The 16,998-nt window shown below is 72.7% G+C and carries 16 protein-coding genes; 3 read left to right on the forward strand and 13 right to left on the reverse strand.

Annotated features, from left to right (window positions below; translation table 11 throughout):
* The 3 genes from HAV39_RS36375 to HAV39_RS36385 all read right to left on the reverse strand — a co-directional run bounded on the left by HAV39_RS36375 (window position 1) and on the right by HAV39_RS36385 (window position 2,300).
* Window positions 1-1,248 carry an RNA polymerase sigma factor gene (locus HAV39_RS36375; protein WP_203736663.1) on the reverse strand — a complete coding sequence of 416 codons (1,248 nt, stop codon included), beginning with the start codon at window positions 1,246-1,248 and terminating at the stop codon, window positions 1-3.
* Window positions 1,245-1,583, reverse strand: coding sequence for a YciI family protein (locus tag HAV39_RS36380; RefSeq protein ID WP_191843704.1), 339 nt, complete (start codon window positions 1,581-1,583; stop codon window positions 1,245-1,247). Before HAV39_RS36380 ends, HAV39_RS36375 begins: the two co-directional genes overlap by 4 nt.
* 186 nt (window positions 1,584-1,769) lie before the next feature.
* Window positions 1,770-2,300, reverse strand: a complete 531-nt coding sequence (locus HAV39_RS36385) for an XdhC family protein (RefSeq protein ID WP_191843705.1) — start codon at window positions 2,298-2,300, stop codon at window positions 1,770-1,772.
* Between the two features lie 55 nt (window positions 2,301-2,355).
* On the opposite strand from HAV39_RS36385, the gene HAV39_RS36390 reads away from it, so the two are divergent.
* Complete coding sequence (locus HAV39_RS36390) at window positions 2,356-2,901, forward strand: AAA family ATPase (protein WP_191843706.1); 546 nt, start codon at window positions 2,356-2,358, stop codon at window positions 2,899-2,901.
* 115 nt (window positions 2,902-3,016) lie between these two features.
* On the opposite strand, the gene HAV39_RS36395 is transcribed toward HAV39_RS36390, so the two are convergent.
* From HAV39_RS36395 to HAV39_RS36430, 8 genes are all read right to left on the reverse strand, one after another.
* Complete coding sequence (locus HAV39_RS36395; RefSeq protein WP_191843707.1) at window positions 3,017-4,420, reverse strand: acyl-CoA carboxylase subunit beta; 1,404 nt, start codon at window positions 4,418-4,420, stop codon at window positions 3,017-3,019.
* Between the two features lie 234 nt (window positions 4,421-4,654).
* On the reverse strand, window positions 4,655-5,881 hold the full coding sequence (fabF, locus tag HAV39_RS36400) for a beta-ketoacyl-ACP synthase II (RefSeq protein ID WP_120316304.1): 1,227 nt from the start codon (window positions 5,879-5,881) through the stop codon (window positions 4,655-4,657).
* A gap of 16 nt (window positions 5,882-5,897) precedes the next feature.
* Window positions 5,898-6,140 (reverse strand): acyl carrier protein, encoded by a 243-nt coding sequence (locus HAV39_RS36405; RefSeq protein ID WP_120316303.1) that lies wholly within the window; start codon window positions 6,138-6,140, stop codon window positions 5,898-5,900.
* 58 nt (window positions 6,141-6,198) lie between these two features.
* Window positions 6,199-7,143, reverse strand: coding sequence for a beta-ketoacyl-ACP synthase III (locus HAV39_RS36410; RefSeq protein ID WP_191843708.1), 945 nt, complete (start codon window positions 7,141-7,143; stop codon window positions 6,199-6,201).
* Window positions 7,140-8,105 (reverse strand): ACP S-malonyltransferase, encoded by a 966-nt coding sequence (locus HAV39_RS36415; RefSeq protein ID WP_191843709.1) that lies wholly within the window; start codon window positions 8,103-8,105, stop codon window positions 7,140-7,142. Before HAV39_RS36415 ends, HAV39_RS36410 begins: the two co-directional genes overlap by 4 nt.
* A 118-nt stretch (window positions 8,106-8,223) precedes the next feature.
* Window positions 8,224-9,423, reverse strand: a complete 1,200-nt coding sequence (locus HAV39_RS36420; protein WP_155386503.1) for a PucR family transcriptional regulator — start codon at window positions 9,421-9,423, stop codon at window positions 8,224-8,226.
* Window positions 9,424-9,464: 41 nt separating this feature from the next.
* The gene (locus tag HAV39_RS36425; RefSeq protein ID WP_191843710.1) at window positions 9,465-10,274 is read right to left on the reverse strand and encodes an LppM family (lipo)protein; all 810 of its coding nucleotides are present in this window, start codon (window positions 10,272-10,274) and stop codon (window positions 9,465-9,467) included.
* A 103-nt stretch (window positions 10,275-10,377) separates the two neighbouring features.
* Window positions 10,378-11,019: a hypothetical protein gene (locus HAV39_RS36430; protein ID WP_191843711.1), complete on the reverse strand. Its 642-nt coding sequence runs from the start codon at window positions 11,017-11,019 to the stop codon at window positions 10,378-10,380.
* Window positions 11,020-11,273: 254 nt separating this feature from the next.
* Here HAV39_RS36430 and HAV39_RS36435 point away from each other — a divergent pair, with 254 nt between their 5' ends.
* Window positions 11,274-11,879 carry a copper resistance CopC family protein gene (locus tag HAV39_RS36435; protein WP_191843712.1) on the forward strand — a complete coding sequence of 202 codons (606 nt, stop codon included), beginning with the start codon at window positions 11,274-11,276 and terminating at the stop codon, window positions 11,877-11,879.
* Between the two features lie 57 nt (window positions 11,880-11,936).
* On the opposite strand, the gene gltX is transcribed toward HAV39_RS36435, so the two are convergent.
* Together gltX and HAV39_RS36445 are read right to left on the reverse strand one after the other, a co-directional pair.
* Window positions 11,937-13,364 carry a glutamate--tRNA ligase gene (gene gltX / locus HAV39_RS36440; RefSeq protein ID WP_275413978.1) on the reverse strand — a complete coding sequence of 476 codons (1,428 nt, stop codon included), beginning with the start codon at window positions 13,362-13,364 and terminating at the stop codon, window positions 11,937-11,939.
* A gap of 110 nt (window positions 13,365-13,474) precedes the next feature.
* Window positions 13,475-15,142 (reverse strand): glycosyltransferase family 39 protein, encoded by a 1,668-nt coding sequence (locus HAV39_RS36445; protein ID WP_191843713.1) that lies wholly within the window; start codon window positions 15,140-15,142, stop codon window positions 13,475-13,477.
* A gap of 98 nt (window positions 15,143-15,240) precedes the next feature.
* Between HAV39_RS36445 and HAV39_RS36450 the strand changes: the two genes are divergently transcribed.
* Window positions 15,241-16,911, forward strand: a complete 1,671-nt coding sequence (locus HAV39_RS36450; RefSeq protein ID WP_191843714.1) for a stealth family protein — start codon at window positions 15,241-15,243, stop codon at window positions 16,909-16,911.
* The last annotated feature ends 87 nt before the right edge of the window (window positions 16,912-16,998 follow it).

Here is a 16,998-nt window from a genome sequence, read left to right on the forward strand (position 1 = left end):
CTAGACCTCGTCGGCGCGGTCGAGCAGGGCGCGCCGTTCGGCGTCGCTGTGGGCGCCCTCGGCTGCCGCGCGGAACAGGGCGGCGGCGCGCACCCGGTCGCCCGCCCGCGCGGTGAGGTCGGCCTCCGCGGCGATCGCCAGCGGGTAGTCGTCGAGCGCCCCGCCCGCGCGGGCCCGGGCGAGCAGGTCGAGCCCGGCCGCCGGCCCGTACGCGTACCCGTGCGCCACGGCCCGGTTGAGTTCGATCACCGGGCTCGGCTGCAGGTGCGCGAGCCGGTCATAGCAGTCCGCGATCCCGGTCCAGTCGGTGTCGGCGACGGACGCCGCGGTGGCGTGGCAGGCCGCGATCCGGGCCTGCAGCGCGTAGGGCCCGGACTCCGCCGGGTCGTCCCCCCGCAGCTCGGACTCCCGGAGCTCGGCCAGGATGCCGACGGCTTCGCCGATCGCGGCGTGATCCCAGCGGGACCGGTCCTGCCGGTCGAGCGGGACCAGGTCGCCGGCGGCGTCGCGGCGGGCGTGCCGCCGCGAGTGCTGCAGCAGGAACAGCGCGCGCAGGGCGTGGACTTCGGCCTGCTCGGGCATGAGCCGGGCGAGCAGCCGGGCCAGCCGGATCGCCTCGTCGGCGAACGCGGGCTCCCCGTCGGCGTTGTAGCCGTGCGTGAACAGCAGGTACAGCACGGCCAGCACGCCGGGCAGGCGCTGCGCGAGCGCCGGGCCGGTCGGCACCCGATACGGGATGCGGGCTTCGGTGATCTTGGTTTTGGCCCTGGTCAGCCGCCGAGTCATGGTGGACTCGCTGACCAGGAACGCCCGCGCGATGTCCGCGGTGGCCACCGCGCAGATGGTGCGCAGCGTCAGCGCGACCCGGGCCTCCAGCGGCAGCGCGGGGTGGCAGCAGGTGAAGATCAGCCGCAGCCGGTCGTCCACGATCTCCTCCCGCTCCGGTTCGGCGGTGGCTGCCGTCAGCGCAAGGACGGCCAGCTCACGCAGCTTGCGGCGTTCGACGGTGCCGCGCCGGAGCACGTCGAGGGCGCGGTTGCGCGCCACCGTCATCAGCCAGCCGCCCGGGTTGTCCGGCACGCCGTCGACCGGCCAGCGGTCCAGCGCCAGCGCGAGCGCCTCCTGGGCGCAGTCCTCGGCCAGCGTCCAGTCGCCCGTGATCCGGATCAGGGCCGCCACGATGCGCTGGTACGCCTCGGCGGCGGCGGCCGCGGCGGCCTGCGCCGCCGCGGCCTGCGCGTCGGTCAAGAGCGGTCCCAGTCGGCCTGCGGCCGGATCTCGATGCGGCCCCCGCGGGCCATCGGGTGCGCCCGGGCGACCTCGATCGCCTCGTCGAGGTCGGCGCACTCCAGCAGGTCGAAGCCCACGATCAGCTCCTTGGTCTCGGCGAACGGGCCGTCGGACACCAGGGTCTGCCCGTTGCGCACCCGCACCGTCGTGGCGGTCGACTTCGGCGCGAGCGCCATGCCCTGCAGGCGCTGCCCGCTGGCGTCGTGCTCGCTCACCCACCGGTGGATGTCGGGCTCAGGCGCGGGATCGGTGTCCGGCTCGGTGTCGGTGCAGACGAACATCAGATACTTCATCGCTTTGCTCTCCTGTCTCGGGCTCTCACCACAGTGACGAACCACAGCCCCCGTTCCGGACACCACCCGCAAAATTCTTTCGAAGGAAGGGCACCTTCTTATCGCTATGCGTAGAGGAAGGTGCCCTTCTTAACGCCGCGGGTGGCGTGAGCAGCGGTTCCGGCCGGCGGAGGGCTTCCGGGCGGGTCAGAAGGCGAAGCCGCCGGGGCGGTCGTTGCGGTCGGCGATGAGTCCGGCCAGGGTCGCCACGGCGATCTCCGCAGGCGTACGCGAGCCGATGTTCAGCCCGATCGGCCGGTGCACCCGTGCCACCGCGGTCTCGTCCACCCCGCGCTCGCGCAGCGCGGCCACGTGCGGAGCGGTGTGCCGGGGGCTGCCCATCACGCCGATCCAGCGGGCCCGGGTCTGCAGCGCCGCGTCCAGGATCGCGCCGAGTTCGGGCCGGTCGTGGTCGGTGACCACGACGTCGGCGTCGCCGTCGGCGAACGACGGGTCGACGCTGCTGGCCAGGCGCAGATGGTCGGGCCGCGCGGCGTTCTCGATCCGGTGCAGGTCGGGCTCGACCAGCACCGTGCGGTAGCCCAGGTCGTGCCCGAAGTGCAACAGCAGGTCGGCGACGGGGGACGCGAACACCGCGACCAGGGTGCGCGTGCCGTGCTGCGCCGGGAGGTCGCCGTGGGCCGCTGCGCAGGCCGGATCCGTGTGCTGATGTGCCACTCGCCCAGCCTAGTACCGTGACGTCGGATTCCGAACGGCAGCGGGGAGGGGCACCATGGCGGTGATCGTGGTGACGGGCATTCAGGCCGCGGGCAAGTCGACGGTGGCGCAGGGGGTCGCCGAGCGGCTGACGCGTTCGGTGCACCTGCGTGGCGACCTGTTCCGGCGGATGGTGGTCAACGGCCGGGTGGAGATGGGTCCGGCCGAGCCGCCCGCCGAGGCGGTGCGGCAGTTGCGACTGCGGTATGCCCTCGCGGCGTCCGCCGCCGACGGATACGCCGCGGCCGGGTTCGACGTGGTGCTGCAGGACATCGTGCTCGGCGAGGACCTCACCGCGATGGTGGCCGCGATTCGGCACCGGCCGCTGCACGTGGTGGTGCTGGCGCCGCGGGCGGCGGTGGTGCAGGCGCGCGACGACGAGCGGCGGGCGGTGCGCGGCAAGGTGGCGTACCGGCCCGGTGACGAGGGCGTGGCGGAACTGGACGCGTATCTGCGGGCGCACACGCCCCGGATCGGGCTCTGGCTGGACACGTCGGACCAGACGGTGGCCGAGACCGTCGACGAGATCATGTCTCGGGTGTGGACCGAAGGACAGGTCTGACCCCCGGCGCCGCTGACGCCGTCCGCGGCAAGGCCGACGAACGCGCAGCTCACGGACGTCAAGCGTTAGGAAGGGCACCTTCTACAACGCATAGCGATGTGAAGGTGCCCTTCCTTCAGAGGGGGATGTTGCCGTGGGCGCCGCGGGCGGCGGGGGCGGCGGCGAGGGCCTCGGCGATGCGCTTGCGGGACTCGGTGGGTTTGATGACGTCGTCGACGACGCCGATCTCCAGGGCGCGGTTGACGCCGCCCGCGGTGTGCGTCTGCTCCTCGATCAGCTGCGTGCGCAGGGCCTCGCGCTGCTCGGCGGGGGCGGCGGCGAGCTTGCGGCGGTGCAGGATGTTCACGGCCGCCCCGGCGCCCATGACGGCGACCTCGGCGTTCGGCCAGGCGAAGACGGCGCTCGCGCCGAGCGCACGCGAGTTCATCGCGATGTACGCGCCGCCGTACGCCTTGCGGGTCACCAGGGTCACCCGGGGCACGACCGCCTCGGCGAAGGCGTGCAGCAGCTTCGCACCGCGGCGCACCACGCCGTCCCACTCCTGGCCGAGGCCGGGCAGGTAGCCGGGCACGTCCACCAGGACGATCAGCGGCACGCCGAGCGCGTCGCACATGCGCACGAAGCGGGCGGCCTTCTCGGCCCCCGCCGAGTCCAGGCAGCCGCCCAGGCGGATCGGGTTGTTGGCGACGACGCCGACGGTGCGCCCGGCGAAGCGGCCCAGCGTGGTCACCACGTTCGGGGCCCATTTGGTGTGCAGTTCGATGCCGGGCTCGTCGAGCAGCGCCTTGACCACGGGCTTGACGTCGTACGCCCGGTTGAACTGCTCGGGCAGGCTCGCGCCGAGGTCACGGTCGTCGGCGACGTCGGCCGGGGACAGGCGGCCCTGCCTGCCGAGCAGCCGGGCCAGCCGGCGTGCCTCGGCGAGCGCGGTCTCGTCGTCCTTGCAGGTGAGGTGCACGACCCCGGAGCGGCGGCCGTGCGCGTCGGGGCCGCCCAGGCTCTCCATGTCGACCTGCTCGCCGGTGACGGAGCGGACGACCTCGGGGCCGGTCACGAAGATCCGCCCGGCGTTGCTCATGATCACGATGTCGGTGAGCGCCGGACCGTACGCCGCGCCGCCCGCCGCCGGGCCGAGCACCACGGAGATCTGCGGCACGCGGCCGGAGGCCCGCACGATCGCCGCGAACACCTGGCCCACGCCGTCGAGCGCGACGACACCCTCGGCCAGCCGGGCGCCGCCGGAGTGCCACAGGCCGACGACCGGGATGCGCTCGCGGACCGCGGTGTCGATCGTGTCCACGATGTGCTGGCAGCCCTCGACGCCCATCGCGCCGCCCATCCGGACGGCGTCGGTGGCGAAGGCGACCGCGGGCATGCCGTCGATCTCGCCACGGGCGCTGAGCACGCCGGAACCGTCCGCGCCGACCAGCAGGCGCACGGTGCCCTCGTCGAACAGGGCCCGCAGGCGCACCAGCGGGTCACGATGGTCGACGGCGACCGTTGCCTTGGTCGTGGTCACTCGGGCCTCCTCGGGGCGGGCGGAAACGCAGCGACGCCCAGGCGCCTGATGGCACCTGAGCGTCGCCTGGCTGCGGCCGGGGACCGAATGGCTCGGCCGCCCGGCTCAGGGCCGCGTCCCGAGCCGCCGGTCACTCGGCCTCGTGCTGAGCTGCCGGTCACTCGGCCTACGGCCTCGTGCTGAGCTGCCGGTCACTCGGCCTACGGCCTCGTGCTGAGCTGCCGGTCACTCGGCCTACGGCCTCGTGAACAGGAGGGCGACGTTGTGCCCGCCGAAGCCGAACGAGTTGTTCAGCGCGGCCGCGATCTGCAGCGGCCGCGCCTTGTGCGCCGCCACGTCCATGGTCAGGGCGTCGTCGGGGTCGTCGAGGTTGATCGTCGGCGGCACGACACTGTCGCGGATCGCCAGGATCGTCGCGATCGACTCCAGCGCGCCCGCCGCGCCGAGCAGGTGCCCGGTCATCGACTTGGTCGCGGTCAGCACCGGGTGGTCACCCAGCGCCGAGCGCAGCGCCGCGATCTCCGCCATGTCGCCGACCGGGGTCGACGTGGCGTGGGCGTTGACGTGCACGACGTCGGCCTTGGCCACGTCGGCGTCGCGCAGTGCCTTCGCGATGGCCCGGGCGGCGCCCGTGCCCTCGGGGTGCGGCTGCACGATGTCGTACCCGTCCGAGGTCATGCCCGCGCCGGCGAGACGCGCGTAGATCCGCGCGCCGCGCGCCGCGGCATGGTCGGCCCGCTCGAGGATCAGGATGCCCGCGCCCTCGCCCAGGACGAAGCCGTCACGGCCCTTGTCCCACGGGCGGGATGCCTTCTCCGGGTCGTCGTTGCGCGTCGACATGGCGCGCATCGAGGCGAAACCGGCGATCGGCAGGGGGTGGATGACGGCCTCGGTGCCACCGGCGATGACCACGTCGGCGCGGCCGGACCGGATCATGTCCAGACCCCAGGCGACCGCCTCCGCTCCGGTGGCGCACGCGCTGGTCGGCGCGTGCACGCCGGCCTGCGCGCCGTACTCCAGACCGACGAAGGCGGCCGGACCGTTCGGCATCAGCATCGGCACCGTGTGCGGGCTGACCCGCCGCGCGCCGGACGCCTCCAGGATGTCGTCCTGGGCCAGCAAGGTCTGTGCGCCGCCGATGCCGGAGCCGACAACCACGCCGAGCCGCTCGCGGTCGAGGCCGGCGTCGGCCAGGCCGGCGTCGGCCCACGCCTCGGCAGCGGCGATGAGCGCCACGGCCTCGGAGCGGTCCAGCTTGCGCAGCCGGACGCGGTCGATGACCTCGCTCGGCTCCACCGCCAGCTGGGCGGCGATCTTCACTGTCAGCTGATCGGCCCACTCCTGGGTCAGCTTGCCGACCCCGGAGCGGCCCGCCAGCATCGCGTCCCAGGTCGACGCCACGTCCCCGCCGAGCGGGGTGGTGGCGCCGATGCCGGTGACGACAACGTCAGGCTTGGTCACGTCAAATCTCGCAACTTCAGGAGTTGGCGACGATGAAGGAGACAGCGTCGCCGACGGTCTTCAGGTTCTGGACCTCGTCGTCCGGGATCTTCGCGCCGAACTTCTCCTCGGCGGCCACGACGACCTCGACCATGGAGAGCGAGTCGACGTCGAGGTCCTCGGTGAACGACTTCTCCTCGGAGACGTCGTCGGGGTTCACGCCGGCGACCTCTTCGAGGATCTCGGCCAGGCCGGTGACGACCTCTTCGCGCGTAGCCATGGAACTTGGTTTCCCTTCGGTTGGTGTTACTGGTGGTGAGAAAAGCCAGGGGTGGGGCTCAGGGGCAGCGGACTACCTGACCGGCGTAGGTCAGGCCGCCGCCGAAGCCGACGAGGAGCACCGGCGAGCCGGACTTCACCTCGCCGCGCTCGATCATCTTGGACAGCGCCAGCGGGATGCTCGCCGCCGACGTGTTGCCCGACTCCACGATGTCGCGGGACAGCACCGCCGGGTCCACGCCGATCTTGCGGGCCAGCGGCTCGATGATGCGCAGGTTGGCCTGGTGGGGCACGAAGCCACCCAGGTCGCCGGGGGCCACCCCGGCCTTCTCGCAGGCCGCGAGCGCGACCTGGGGCGCGGTGCCGGTGGCCCAGCGGAAGACCTTCTGGCCCTCCTGCACGATGTACGGCTGCCAGCCCTCGATGGCGATCGCGTCGCTGGGCTCGCTGCCCCAGACCACGGGGCCGACGCCCGGCTCCTCGCCCTCGGCGGTCGCGGAGACGACCGCCGCGCCCGCGCCGTCGGCGAAGATCACGCAGGTGCTCCGGTCGGACCAGTCGGTGATCTGCGACAGCTTCTCGGCGCCGATCACGAGGGCGTGCTTCGCCGCGCCCGCGCGGATCGCGTGGTCGGCGTTGGCCAGCGCGTACGAGAAGCCGGAGCACGCGGTGTTCAGGTCGAACGCGGCCGCGCCGGCGACGCCGAGCTTGTCGGCGACCCGGCAGGCCACGTTCGGGCTGCGGTCGATCGAGGAGCAGGTCGCCACGATCACCAGGTCGATGTCGGCGGCGGTGAGGCCGGAGGCGGCCAGCGCCTTCTCCGCGGCGAAGCCGGCCATGTCGGCGACGGTCTCGGTGTCGGCGATGCGCCGCTCCTTGATGCCGACGCGGGACTGGATCCACTCGTCGTTGGTGTCGACCATCTGCGCCAGATCGTCGTTGGTCACGACGCGCGACGGCTGGTAGTGCCCGAATGCGAGGATCTTGCTGCCGTTGGCGCTCATGATTGTTCTCCGATGCGGGCTTGCGGGGTGGGCTCGTGCGACCCCGGCGCGCTGTGGCGCGAGATGAGGTCCTTCGCGGCGGCCAGGTCGTCAGGCGTGTTCAGCGTGACGATCTCCGGCGTGCCGGTCTTCAGCTCGCGCTTGACCAGCCCGGCGAGGGTTCCCGCGGGCGGCAGCTCGATCACGGCGGTGACGCCGCGCTCGGCCAGGCTGCGCATGCACAGGTCCCAGCGCACCGGCGCGGTGACCTGGCGGACCAGGCGGCCCAGCATCTCCTGGCCGTCGGTGACGGCCGCGCCGTCGGCGTTGGACAGCTGCGGGCGCTGTGCGTCGGCCGTGTCGACGGTGCTCGCGACGGCGGCCAGCGCCGTCTCGGCCGGTGCCATGAACGGGGTGTGGAACGCCCCGGCGACCTGCAGCTTGATGACTCGGGTCCGGGCCGGCGGGGCGGCCGCGAACTTGTCGAGCGCGTCGAGCGCGCCCGCGATGACGATCTGCCCCGCGCCGTTGCGGTTGGCCGCGTAGAGGCCGTGCGCGTCCAGTGCGGCGAGCAGTTCCGTCTCGTCGCCGCCGAGCACGGCGGCCATGCCGGTGGGCTCCAGGGCGCAGGCGGCGGCCATCTCCCGGCCGCGTACGCCGGCCAGCGTGATCGCCGCGTCCGGGGTCAGCATCCCGGCCAGTGCCGCCGCGCCGAGCTCGCCGACGCTGTGCCCGGCCACGACCGACACGTCCGCCACCGGCAGGTGGTCGGCGGCCAGCAGCGCGGCGGCGATGAGCAGCGGCTGGGTCTTCGCGGTGTCCTTGATCTCCTCGGCGTCCGCCGCGGTGCCGAGGTGCACCAGGTCGACCCCGGCGAGACTCGACCACCAGCGCAGACGTTCGGCGGCGCCGTCGAGGTCGAGCCACGGCGTGAGGAATCCTGGTTTCTGGGCACCCTGGCCCGGGGAGAGTACGGCGAGCACGTATTCAACCCTGAGGGATCACGGACCCGCGCGCCGTTGCCGGGGATGACTAAATCCTCCTACCGAAGTTGTGGGTACCCCACAAATATCGGCGGACCGTGCCGGAATTATGTCCTGTTCATGTCGGCTTGGTGAGCTGTTCGCCCTGCGTACCGGGCTCCAGGCGACCCAAAGCCAGCGCGATCTTGAGGGTGAATGCATCACGCGGAGTCAGCGGGCCGAAGCCTGTGACCTCGGCCACTCGGCGCAGCCGGTAACGCACCGTGTTCGGGTGGACGAACAGCGCGCGAGCGGTCGCCTCCAGCGCGCCACCGTGGGTGAGGAACGCGTCCAGCGTCTCCAGGAGCTCCCCGCTGGTCCGCGCGAGCGCGCCGTACGCCGAGTGGCGCAGGATGCGCCGGGCCTCCCCGTCGCCCGCCAGGGCACGCTCGGGCAGCAGGTCGTCGGCGGCCACCGGCCGGGGCGCGGCCGGCCACGCCGGGGCGGCGCGGTAACCCGCCATCGCCGAACGGGCCGACTCGGTCGCCGCCTCCAGCGACGGCACCGCCGGGCCGACCACCACAGGCCCCTCGCCGAACGCGGGCAGCAGCCGCTCGGCCACCGAGACCGGGTCGCTCGCCCCGCCCATCACCACGACCAGCCGGTCGCCGTGCACGCCGCCGAGCACCTCGACGTCGGCGCGGCGGGCGGCCCGGTGCACGCCGTGCAGCACGATCGCGGCCTCGCCACCGGGGGAGCGGCCCACGACCACCGCCACCGGGGGCGCGTCGGTCCAGCCGAGCGCGGCCGCGCGGCTGGCCAGCACGTCGGCGGAGTCGCCGCGCAGCAGCGCGTCGACCAGCAGCGCCTGCAGCCGGGCGTCCCACGCGCCGCGCGACTCGGCCGCGCGGGCGTACACCCGCGCCGCGGCGAAGGCGACCTCCCGGGAGTAGCGCAGCACGGCCTCGCGCAGCTGCTGCTCCTCGCCGGGCGCGGCCAGGTGCGGCACCTGCTCCTCGACGACGTCGATGGTGACCTTGATCAGGGCGACCGTCTGCTGCAGGTTGATGCTGCGAGCCAGGGCCCGCGGCGCGACGTCGAACACCTCGTCGGAGACGGCCTGCGGCCCGCCCCGCGCCCCCGCGCCGGTGCGCAGCCACTGCACCAGCGACTGCACGCCGGCCTGGGCCACCAGCATGACCCACGACCGCTGATCGGCCGGCAGCTCGCGGAACCACGGCAGGGACTCGTCCATGCGCGACACGCTGGCGGTGGCCAGGGCACCGGCGGACCGCTCGATCTGCCGCAGCGTCGCGGCCAGCGGCTCGCCGTCGGTCATGTGCCCCATATTAGGGAGCCTGCGGGCTCCGGGCCCCCGGCTCAGTGGGGCTGCCCTTCCGTGCCGCCCTGCTGCGGCGTGGCGTAGGGCGACGTCGCCGGGTGCCCGCCGGCGGGCTCGGCCACGGTGGCCGGGTCGAACGAGGTCGCGGCGTTCGGGCCGGCCGCGGCGGGCGCGTTGCGGCGGGTGAGCCAGATCGCCAGGAACACGATGCCGGCGATCACCGCGAGGCCCAGCACGCCGCCGACCACGGCGACGACCAGCCACGGGAAGGCGCTGCCCTCCTCGGCCACGGCGCGCAGCTCGTTCTTGCCGCCCAGCGCCACGTTCCAGCGCACGGTGTTGCCGTCCACGACCGCCTTGGCGTCGTGTTCGACGACCTTGCCGGGGAAGGTGACCGCGAAGGTGATCTGCAGGCTGCTCAGGAAGGGCCGCACCATCTCGGCCTGCGCGCCGAGGCCGTCGGCGCCCGTGTCGAGGTCCGCGGTGAACAGGTACTTGCCGTTGGCGTGGGTGATCGAGGGCGCGCCCTTCTCACCGGTGTTGAACTCGGTCAGCGGCAGGTCGTCGTAGACGAACTTCTTGCCGTAGTACTTTCCGTCGTCGTAGACCTCGGTGCGCGCGCCCTCCGGCAACTCCGTCAGGCTGTCGCCGGCCTGTGCGAACGCTTCTTCCGGGCTCTTGCCGCTCAGCTGGAGCACCGACTTGTCCAGCGCCATGACGATCGTGCCGTCGACGGTGTCGTCGCTGCTGACGGTCATGTTCATGTCGAGCTTCATGCAGCCGGTGAGGCTGAAGGCCGCCAGGGCCAGCACGGCGAGGGTGCGCAGGGGTTTGCGGGGCAGTCGCATCGGGCCAGTATGTGGCACCTGCGCCCCGGCCGGAAGCCGGGGCGCGGGGCGTCGACGCGCTCGGCGCGCCGAAAGCGACGCGGAGGTCAGGGCGATGCGGAGGTCAGATGGTGCGCCGGAACGCGTACGCGATGGCGAACACCCCGAGCGCGATGACCACGACGACCGCGCCGTTGAGCCCCACGAAACGCTGCCAGTCGCCGACCATGGCGCGGATGTCCGGCTCGGCGGTCGCCGACTCCACCAGACCGCCGCCCACGCCGCCGCCCTCGACCGGTGCGGTCCCGCCCAGCAGGACTCCGGCCCCGCGCAGCGAGGCGTCCATGCTGAACCGGCCCAGGAACCAGGCGGCGGTGACCTTGCGCTTGTCGGGCTGCGCGGCCGGCCGGAACACCCGAGGGCCGCCCGCGGCCAGCGGGTAGAGGTCGAAGGTCTGCTTGTCGACGCCGTTGACGGCGCTCACCACGACGAACTTCGGGCCGAGCTTGTCCGCGGTCGGGGCCTTGAGCGTGGAGGGCCCGGCGGCCAGCCAGTCCACCTCGCCCGCCAGCGCGGCGAACTGGCGCTGGTGCTGGTCGGAACGCAGCACGATGGGCGCGGTCAGCACATCCGAGGTGATGGTGATGCTGCGCACCGTCGGCGACGGGCTGGGCTTGGGCGCCGGCGACGGCGTCGGCGCACCGAACGCGGGTGCGCCGAGCAGCAGAAGGGCTGCCGAGAACAGTCCCGCTGCGACCTTCAACATGGTGCCCCTCACGATGATGCCCTGCATGGCCCGCCCCGTTTCGCCGCGTCACCTGGTGCCAGTGTGACTGGTGGTACCTCTTCTAGACCCGTGAGAAACCTGTCAGGTTGCAGCTCGGATAGTCACGTTTCAGACACGGACGCAGCGCTGTCCGATCCGGCCGGCGCACCCCCGTTGATTAGCCGGGAACCGAACAGGCCGGTAACGTCGACCAACTGCGGATTGCGGTGGAGCATAACGAGGCGGAGGCGATCATGGGGGACAGTCGGCGGCGGACCCGGGAGCACCGGGCGGCAAGGCGTGGCGCGGCGGTGCTCGCCGTCCTGGTGGGACTGGGCGCGTTGCTGCTCGGCGCGACTCCCGCCTGGGCGCACAACGCCCTGGTCGAGGCGTCGCCGAAGAAGGACGCGAAGCTGACGGCCGCGCCCTCCGCGGTGAAGTTGACGTTCCTGGCGACGCTCAAGAGCGACGGGACGAAGCTCACGGTGGCCGGTCCGGACGCGGCCGCGGCGGCGGGCCCGGTCACCGTGACCGGCAAGACGGTCTCCGTGCCGTTCACCGGTGCCGCGAGCGGTGTCTACACCGTCGCCTACGAGGTGCTGTCAAAGGACGGTCACCTGGTGAAGGGTTCGTACAAGTTCAGCCTGGCGGTGGCCGAGAGCGCCGCCCCGAGCCCGTCCCCGCGCACCGAGTCGGCACAGGCCAGTCCTTCGGCGAGCCCGGCGGCGGCGAGCACCGCCCCGGTCGCGGGCACGGACACCGGCGGCCCCTGGTGGCCCTGGGTCGGCGGGGCCACGGTGGCCGGTCTGCTGGTCGGGGGCGTCATCAATCTCGTCCGGAAGCGCCGCGAGCAGGCCTGATCCCGAACCGAAGCCGCCCCCGCCGAGCACGGCGGGGGCGGCTTCGCCGGATGCGGGTCAGGCCGCGGCGGCCTCGAGCCGGCGCAGGGTGCGCTCGCGGCCGAGCACCTCCAGGGACTCGAACAGCGGCAGGCCCACCGAGCGGCCGGTGACCGCGACGCGCACCGGAGCCTGCGCCTTGCCCAGCTTCAGCCCGTGCGCCTCGCCGACGGTGACGATGGTGTTCTTCAGCGACTCGGCGTCCCACGACGGCAGCTCGCGCAGCGCGGCGATGACGTCGGGCAGGATGCCGGCATCCTTCGAGGCCTTCGCCCAGGACGCCTCGTCCAGCACGGGCTCGTCGAGGAAGAGGAAGTCCACGTACGAGGGCACCTCGGAGAGCACCGCGATGCGGGTCTGCACCAGCTCGGCGACCTGCGCGAACACGGCCGGGTCGTACGCGTCGGCAGGCCACGGCGGCGGGGTGATGCCGTACCCCCGCTCGGCCCGCTCCTCCTCCGTCGGGAACGGCCCGGTCAGCCACGGCGTGCAGGCCTGCGTGAACTCCGCGACCGACAGCGCCCGGATGTACTCGCCGTTGAACGAGCGCAGCTTCTTCTCGTCGAAGAACGCGGGGGAGGGGTTGACCTCCTCCAGGCGGAACTCGTCCTCGATCACCGACCAGGGCACGATCTCCCGGTCGCCGCTGGGCGCCCAGCCGAGCAGCATCAGGTAGTTGCGCATGGCCGCGGCGAGGTAGCCCTCGTCCCGGTACATCTCCAGGGCGACCTTGTCGCGGCGCTTGGACAGCTTCTGCCGCTTCTCGTTGACCACGACCGGCACGTGCGCCCACACCGGCGGGGTCTTGCCCAGCGCCTGCCAGAGCAGCTGCTGCTTGGGCGTGTTGGGCAGGTGCTCCTCGGCGCGGATCACGTGGGTGATCCCCATGGTCATGTCGTCGACGACGTTGGCCAGCAGGAACACCGGCGAGCCGTCGCCGCGCGCGATGACGAAGTCCTCGATCAGCTTGTTCTCGAAGGTCGGCTCGCCGCGGATCAGGTCGACGACCTTCGTCACGCCCTCGTCGGGGGTGCGGAAGCGCAGCGCCCGGCCCTCGCCCGCGCTCAGGCCCCGGTCGCGGCAGAACCCGTCGTAGCCGGAGTACTTGTTCTCGGTGCGGGCCTGCACGTCGTCGCGGGTGCAGTCGCAGTAGTAGGCGCGGCCCGCGTCGAACAGCTGCTGGGCGGCCTTGGTGTGCTCCGCGTGGTAGGACGACTGGAACAGCGGGCCCTCGTAGGTGTCGCGGGCGATGCCGATCCAGTCCAGGGCGGAGAGGATGCCCTCGGTCCACTCGGGGCGGTTGCGCGCGGCGTCGGTGTCCTCGATGCGCAGCACGAACACTCCGCCCTGCTGCTTGGCGAAGACCGCGTTCTGCAGCGCCGAGCGGGCGCCGCCGACGTGGAACATACCGGTCGGGGAAGGGGCGAATCGCACACGTACCGTCACGACCTCCAGGGTACGGCGCTACCCCGGGCGCCGCGCCACCAGGTTTGCCGGGGGTGTCCCCGGATACGCGAAAGGCCCACCCGCCGGGTGGGCCTTTCGCGCGCTCGCCGCTACTGCTGGGCGGGTGAGGGCTGTTCGCGGACCAGCAGGGCCACCGCGACGCCCTGGGTGCGCTGGGCGAACACCGTGGTGAACTCGTCGCGCAGCAGCTCCGCGCGGGCCACCGGCATGCTCGCGAACAGGTCCCGGTCGGGCGCGGAGGTCACCAGCCAGATCCGGGTGACGCCCTTGGCGCACTCGGCCGGGTCGGCGCACTCAACCGCCTCGAAGCTGCCCCGGTCCTGGCCGCGCACGGACACGAAGACGTCCTTCGGCCCGTCGAGATCGCGCAGCTCGAAGGTCATCCCGCGGCGGAAGGTCCGCGGACCGCCGTAGGACTCGCCACCGTAGGCGATGGCGTCGCCCGGCAGCAGGCGCGGTCGCATGATCTCCGCGGCGGTACGCAGATCGGCCTGGTTGCCGGCGGGCAGCGTGCGGGCCTCGACCTGGCCCGGCAGGCCGACCAGGGCCAGCAGCGCCAGCGCGCCCAGCGACACCCCCCAGCCGGGGGTGTCTCCGGCCAGCGCCCGTCGCGGCCGGATGGCAGCCGCGGACTCCGGGCCGCTCAGGATCGACTTCGCACTGCGCGGGTCCGACGTCAGGCTGCGGGGCGCGGTCGCGGGGGTGACGGGCGACGCCGCCCGGACCGCGGCCGCACGGGCCGCCGGGGTCAGCGCGGCCACCCGGGCTGACAATCGGCGCAGCGTGCAGGCGGCCAGCAGCACCCAGGCGGGCACGGTGAACAGCAGGTACCGCGACAGCATCATGTTGATCACCGGCGTGAGCGCCAGCACCGCGGCGGGCGGCAGCAGGGCCCAGGCCAGCAGGAACCGGCGGCGCGGCTCGGCCAGGCGCACCGACAGCAGCGCCAGTGCCAGCACCGCGAGGCCGATCCAGAGCGAGCCGAAGGTGCTGGTGATGAACTCGCGGATCGACTCCTCGCCGCGGTCGCCGATCCAGCCGATCTGACCGGTCTGCCGCTTGCCCAGCCACAGCAGCGGGGCGACCGGCAGGCCGCCGGCCGCGGTGGCGAGCACGAAGTTGCGCAGCGCGGTCGACCGCAGCCCCGCGGCGCCGACCACGGCCACCGCGTACGCCGCCAGCACCGTCAGCGCCACCAGGTGCGACCAGCCGATGGCGGCCACCACCAGGGCGTACGGCACCCAGCGCCGCCACCGGTCCGGCTGCTCCAGCGCGCGCAGCAGCAGAAGCGCGCCCGCCACCGAGAACGCCAGCGCGAACGCGTAGGGCCGGGCCTCCTCGCCGTAGCGGGACACCGCGGGCAGCAGCGCGAACAGCAGCCCGGCGACCAGCCCGGCGCCAGGGGAGAACAGCCGCCGCCCGAGCGCGCCGATCAGGCCCGCGGCCGCGGCCATGGCCAGTGCCGAGGGCAGCCGCAGGCTGGTCAGGCTGTCGCCGAAGAGGGCGACCCACGCGCGGGTGAACAGGTAGAACGGCGCGAACACCGCATCTACCTTGGACAGCAGAAGTTGCAGCTGGTCGGTGGAGAGCGAGGCCGCCCACCAGGTGGCGTACTCGTCGCGCCAGAGCGCGCGCCGGTCGTGCCCGACGAGCACGACGAGCAGGGTGACCAGCGCCGGAATCGTGATCGGAAGGCTGCGGGTGAGCCGGGAGCCCAACGGGGCCGGCTCGAAGGCGTGCGGTTGTGGGCGGGTCAAGCGTTGACCCCCTGACGGCAGAAAACGGCAGTCAACATGAATGTCCTTATTATCCAAATACACAGTCCTATGCGGCTTATACACTATGTTGGGTTGTTGTGAAGCAGATTGTCAAACGCCTCCTGCCGAGACCCGCACTGCGCGCCGCCGCCTACCGGCTCCCGCTGCGGCAACGGGTCCGCATCGCCAAGCTGCTCGTCGGCGGAACGGCTCGCACCCGCACCCCCGGCGGCGCGAACCCGGCCGGCGGGACCTCGCCCGCCCACGCCTGGCACGACAATCTGCAGACCGTGACCGGGCTGCTGGAGGCCGACGGCGTCGACTACTTCTGCCTGCCGCACACCGACCCGCGGCGCAGCGCCGTCGCCGTCGCGGTCGAGCACCGCGCGCAGGTGCTGCGCCTGCTGCGCGGCAGGTCCGGCGGGGACACGGTCATCCGGGCCCTGGACACCGCCGGCCGGCGGGTCAGCCCGCAGCGCTGCGCGGTGGTGCAGGTCTACCGGACCGCCGCGGGCCTGGCGAACGTGCCGCTCACCGAGGACGCGTACGCCTGCGAGATCGAGTTCTGGTCGACCGTGAAGCAGCAGGGCTGGCAGGCGCCACGCCAGGTCGGCCCGCGCAACCACAAGGTCGGCACGGTCGTCAGCGTGGACAACCCGACGCAGTACGTCGCCGCCGCGCGCCTGTCCGCGTTCGTGCCGCGCGACGCCGAGCCCCGCTACCGCAGCCGTGCCGTCTACGCCGAGCCCGGCCCCAACGACGTGCAGTTCCCCATCGACGTCGTCTACACCTGGGTCGACGGCGACGACCCGGCCTGGCGCAGCCGCAAGGCGCAGGCGCTCGGGGAGGACGAGGACGACTCGTTCGCCGGGCTCGCCACCAACGCCTCCCGGTTCACCTCACGCGACGAGCTGCTCTACTCGATGCGCTCGCTGCACGCGTTCGCGCCCTGGGTCAACCACATCTACCTGGTGACCGACGACCAGACGCCGTCCTGGCTCGACCCGACCTCGCCGTACGTCACGCTGGTCTCGCACAAGGAGATCTTCGGCGACGTGGGCCGGCTGCCCACCTTCAACTCGCACGCGATCGAGTCGCGCCTGCACAAGGTGTCCGGCCTGTCGGAGCACTTCCTGTACTTCAACGACGACATGATCCTGGGCCGGCCCGTGCTGCCCACCCAGTTCTTCTTCGCCAACGGCGTGGCCAAGTTCTTCCCGTCCAGCTCGCTGGTGGACGTGAACCCGCCCGCGCCCGCCGACGCGCCCGTGGACGTCGCCGCGAAGAACAACCGGCGGCTGCTCCAGTCGCGCTTCGGCACCCAGCTCTACCAGAAGATGCGGCACGTGCCGTACCCGCTGCTGCGCGGCGTGCTGGAGGAGATCGAGACCGAGCTGCGCGAGGAGTCGCACGCGACCGCCTCGCACCAGTTCCGCGACCGCGGCGACCTGTCCATCCCGTCGTCGCTGGCGCACTACTGGGCGCACAGCACGGGGCGCTCGGTGCCCGGCTCGATCAGCCACGTCTACATCGACCTGGGCCGCCTGGTCGCGCCGATCATGCTGGCCCGGCTGGTCCGCCAGCGCAACGTGGACGTGTTCTGCCTCAACGACACCAACTCGGCGGCCGGGGAGATGGACGAGCAGACGGCGATGGTGCGCGACTTCATGGAGGCGTACTTCCCGTTCCAGGCCCCCTGGGAGCAGACCGGCCGCATGGACCTCACCCAGCGCACCGCCGAACCCGTCACCGCCGCGATCCCCGGCTGACCCCGCCCCGGGGCACCACGGTCCCGTTTGACATAGACGTTGGCCTATCAGATCGAGAATGATCTCCGATTTCTCGATCAGATAGGC

This window comes from Catellatospora chokoriensis (genome assembly GCF_011297315.1).
In the GTDB taxonomy this organism is placed as follows: Bacteria; Actinomycetota; Actinomycetes; order Mycobacteriales; family Micromonosporaceae; genus Catellatospora; species Catellatospora citrea.

Bases quoted from the DNA above. Each gene is read 5' to 3' on its own strand.
- HAV39_RS36380 (WP_191843704.1), bottom strand. From the start codon at position 1,583: ATGAAGTATCTGATGTTCGTCTGCACCGACACCGAGCCGGACACCGAT.
- HAV39_RS36390 (WP_191843706.1), top strand. From the start codon at position 2,356: ATGGCGGTGATCGTGGTGACGGGCATTCAGGCCGCGGGCAAGTCGACG.
- HAV39_RS36405 (WP_120316303.1), bottom strand. From the start codon at position 6,140: ATGGCTACGCGCGAAGAGGTCGTCACCGGCCTGGCCGAGATCCTCGAA.
- HAV39_RS36410 (WP_191843708.1), bottom strand. From the start codon at position 7,143: ATGAGCGCCAACGGCAGCAAGATCCTCGCATTCGGGCACTACCAGCCG.
- HAV39_RS36420 (WP_155386503.1), bottom strand. From the start codon at position 9,423: ATGACCGACGGCGAGCCGCTGGCCGCGACGCTGCGGCAGATCGAGCGG.
- HAV39_RS36425 (WP_191843710.1), bottom strand. From the start codon at position 10,274: ATGCGACTGCCCCGCAAACCCCTGCGCACCCTCGCCGTGCTGGCCCTG.
- HAV39_RS36430 (WP_191843711.1), bottom strand. From the start codon at position 11,019: ATGTTGAAGGTCGCAGCGGGACTGTTCTCGGCAGCCCTTCTGCTGCTC.
- HAV39_RS36435 (WP_191843712.1), top strand. From the start codon at position 11,274: ATGGGGGACAGTCGGCGGCGGACCCGGGAGCACCGGGCGGCAAGGCGT.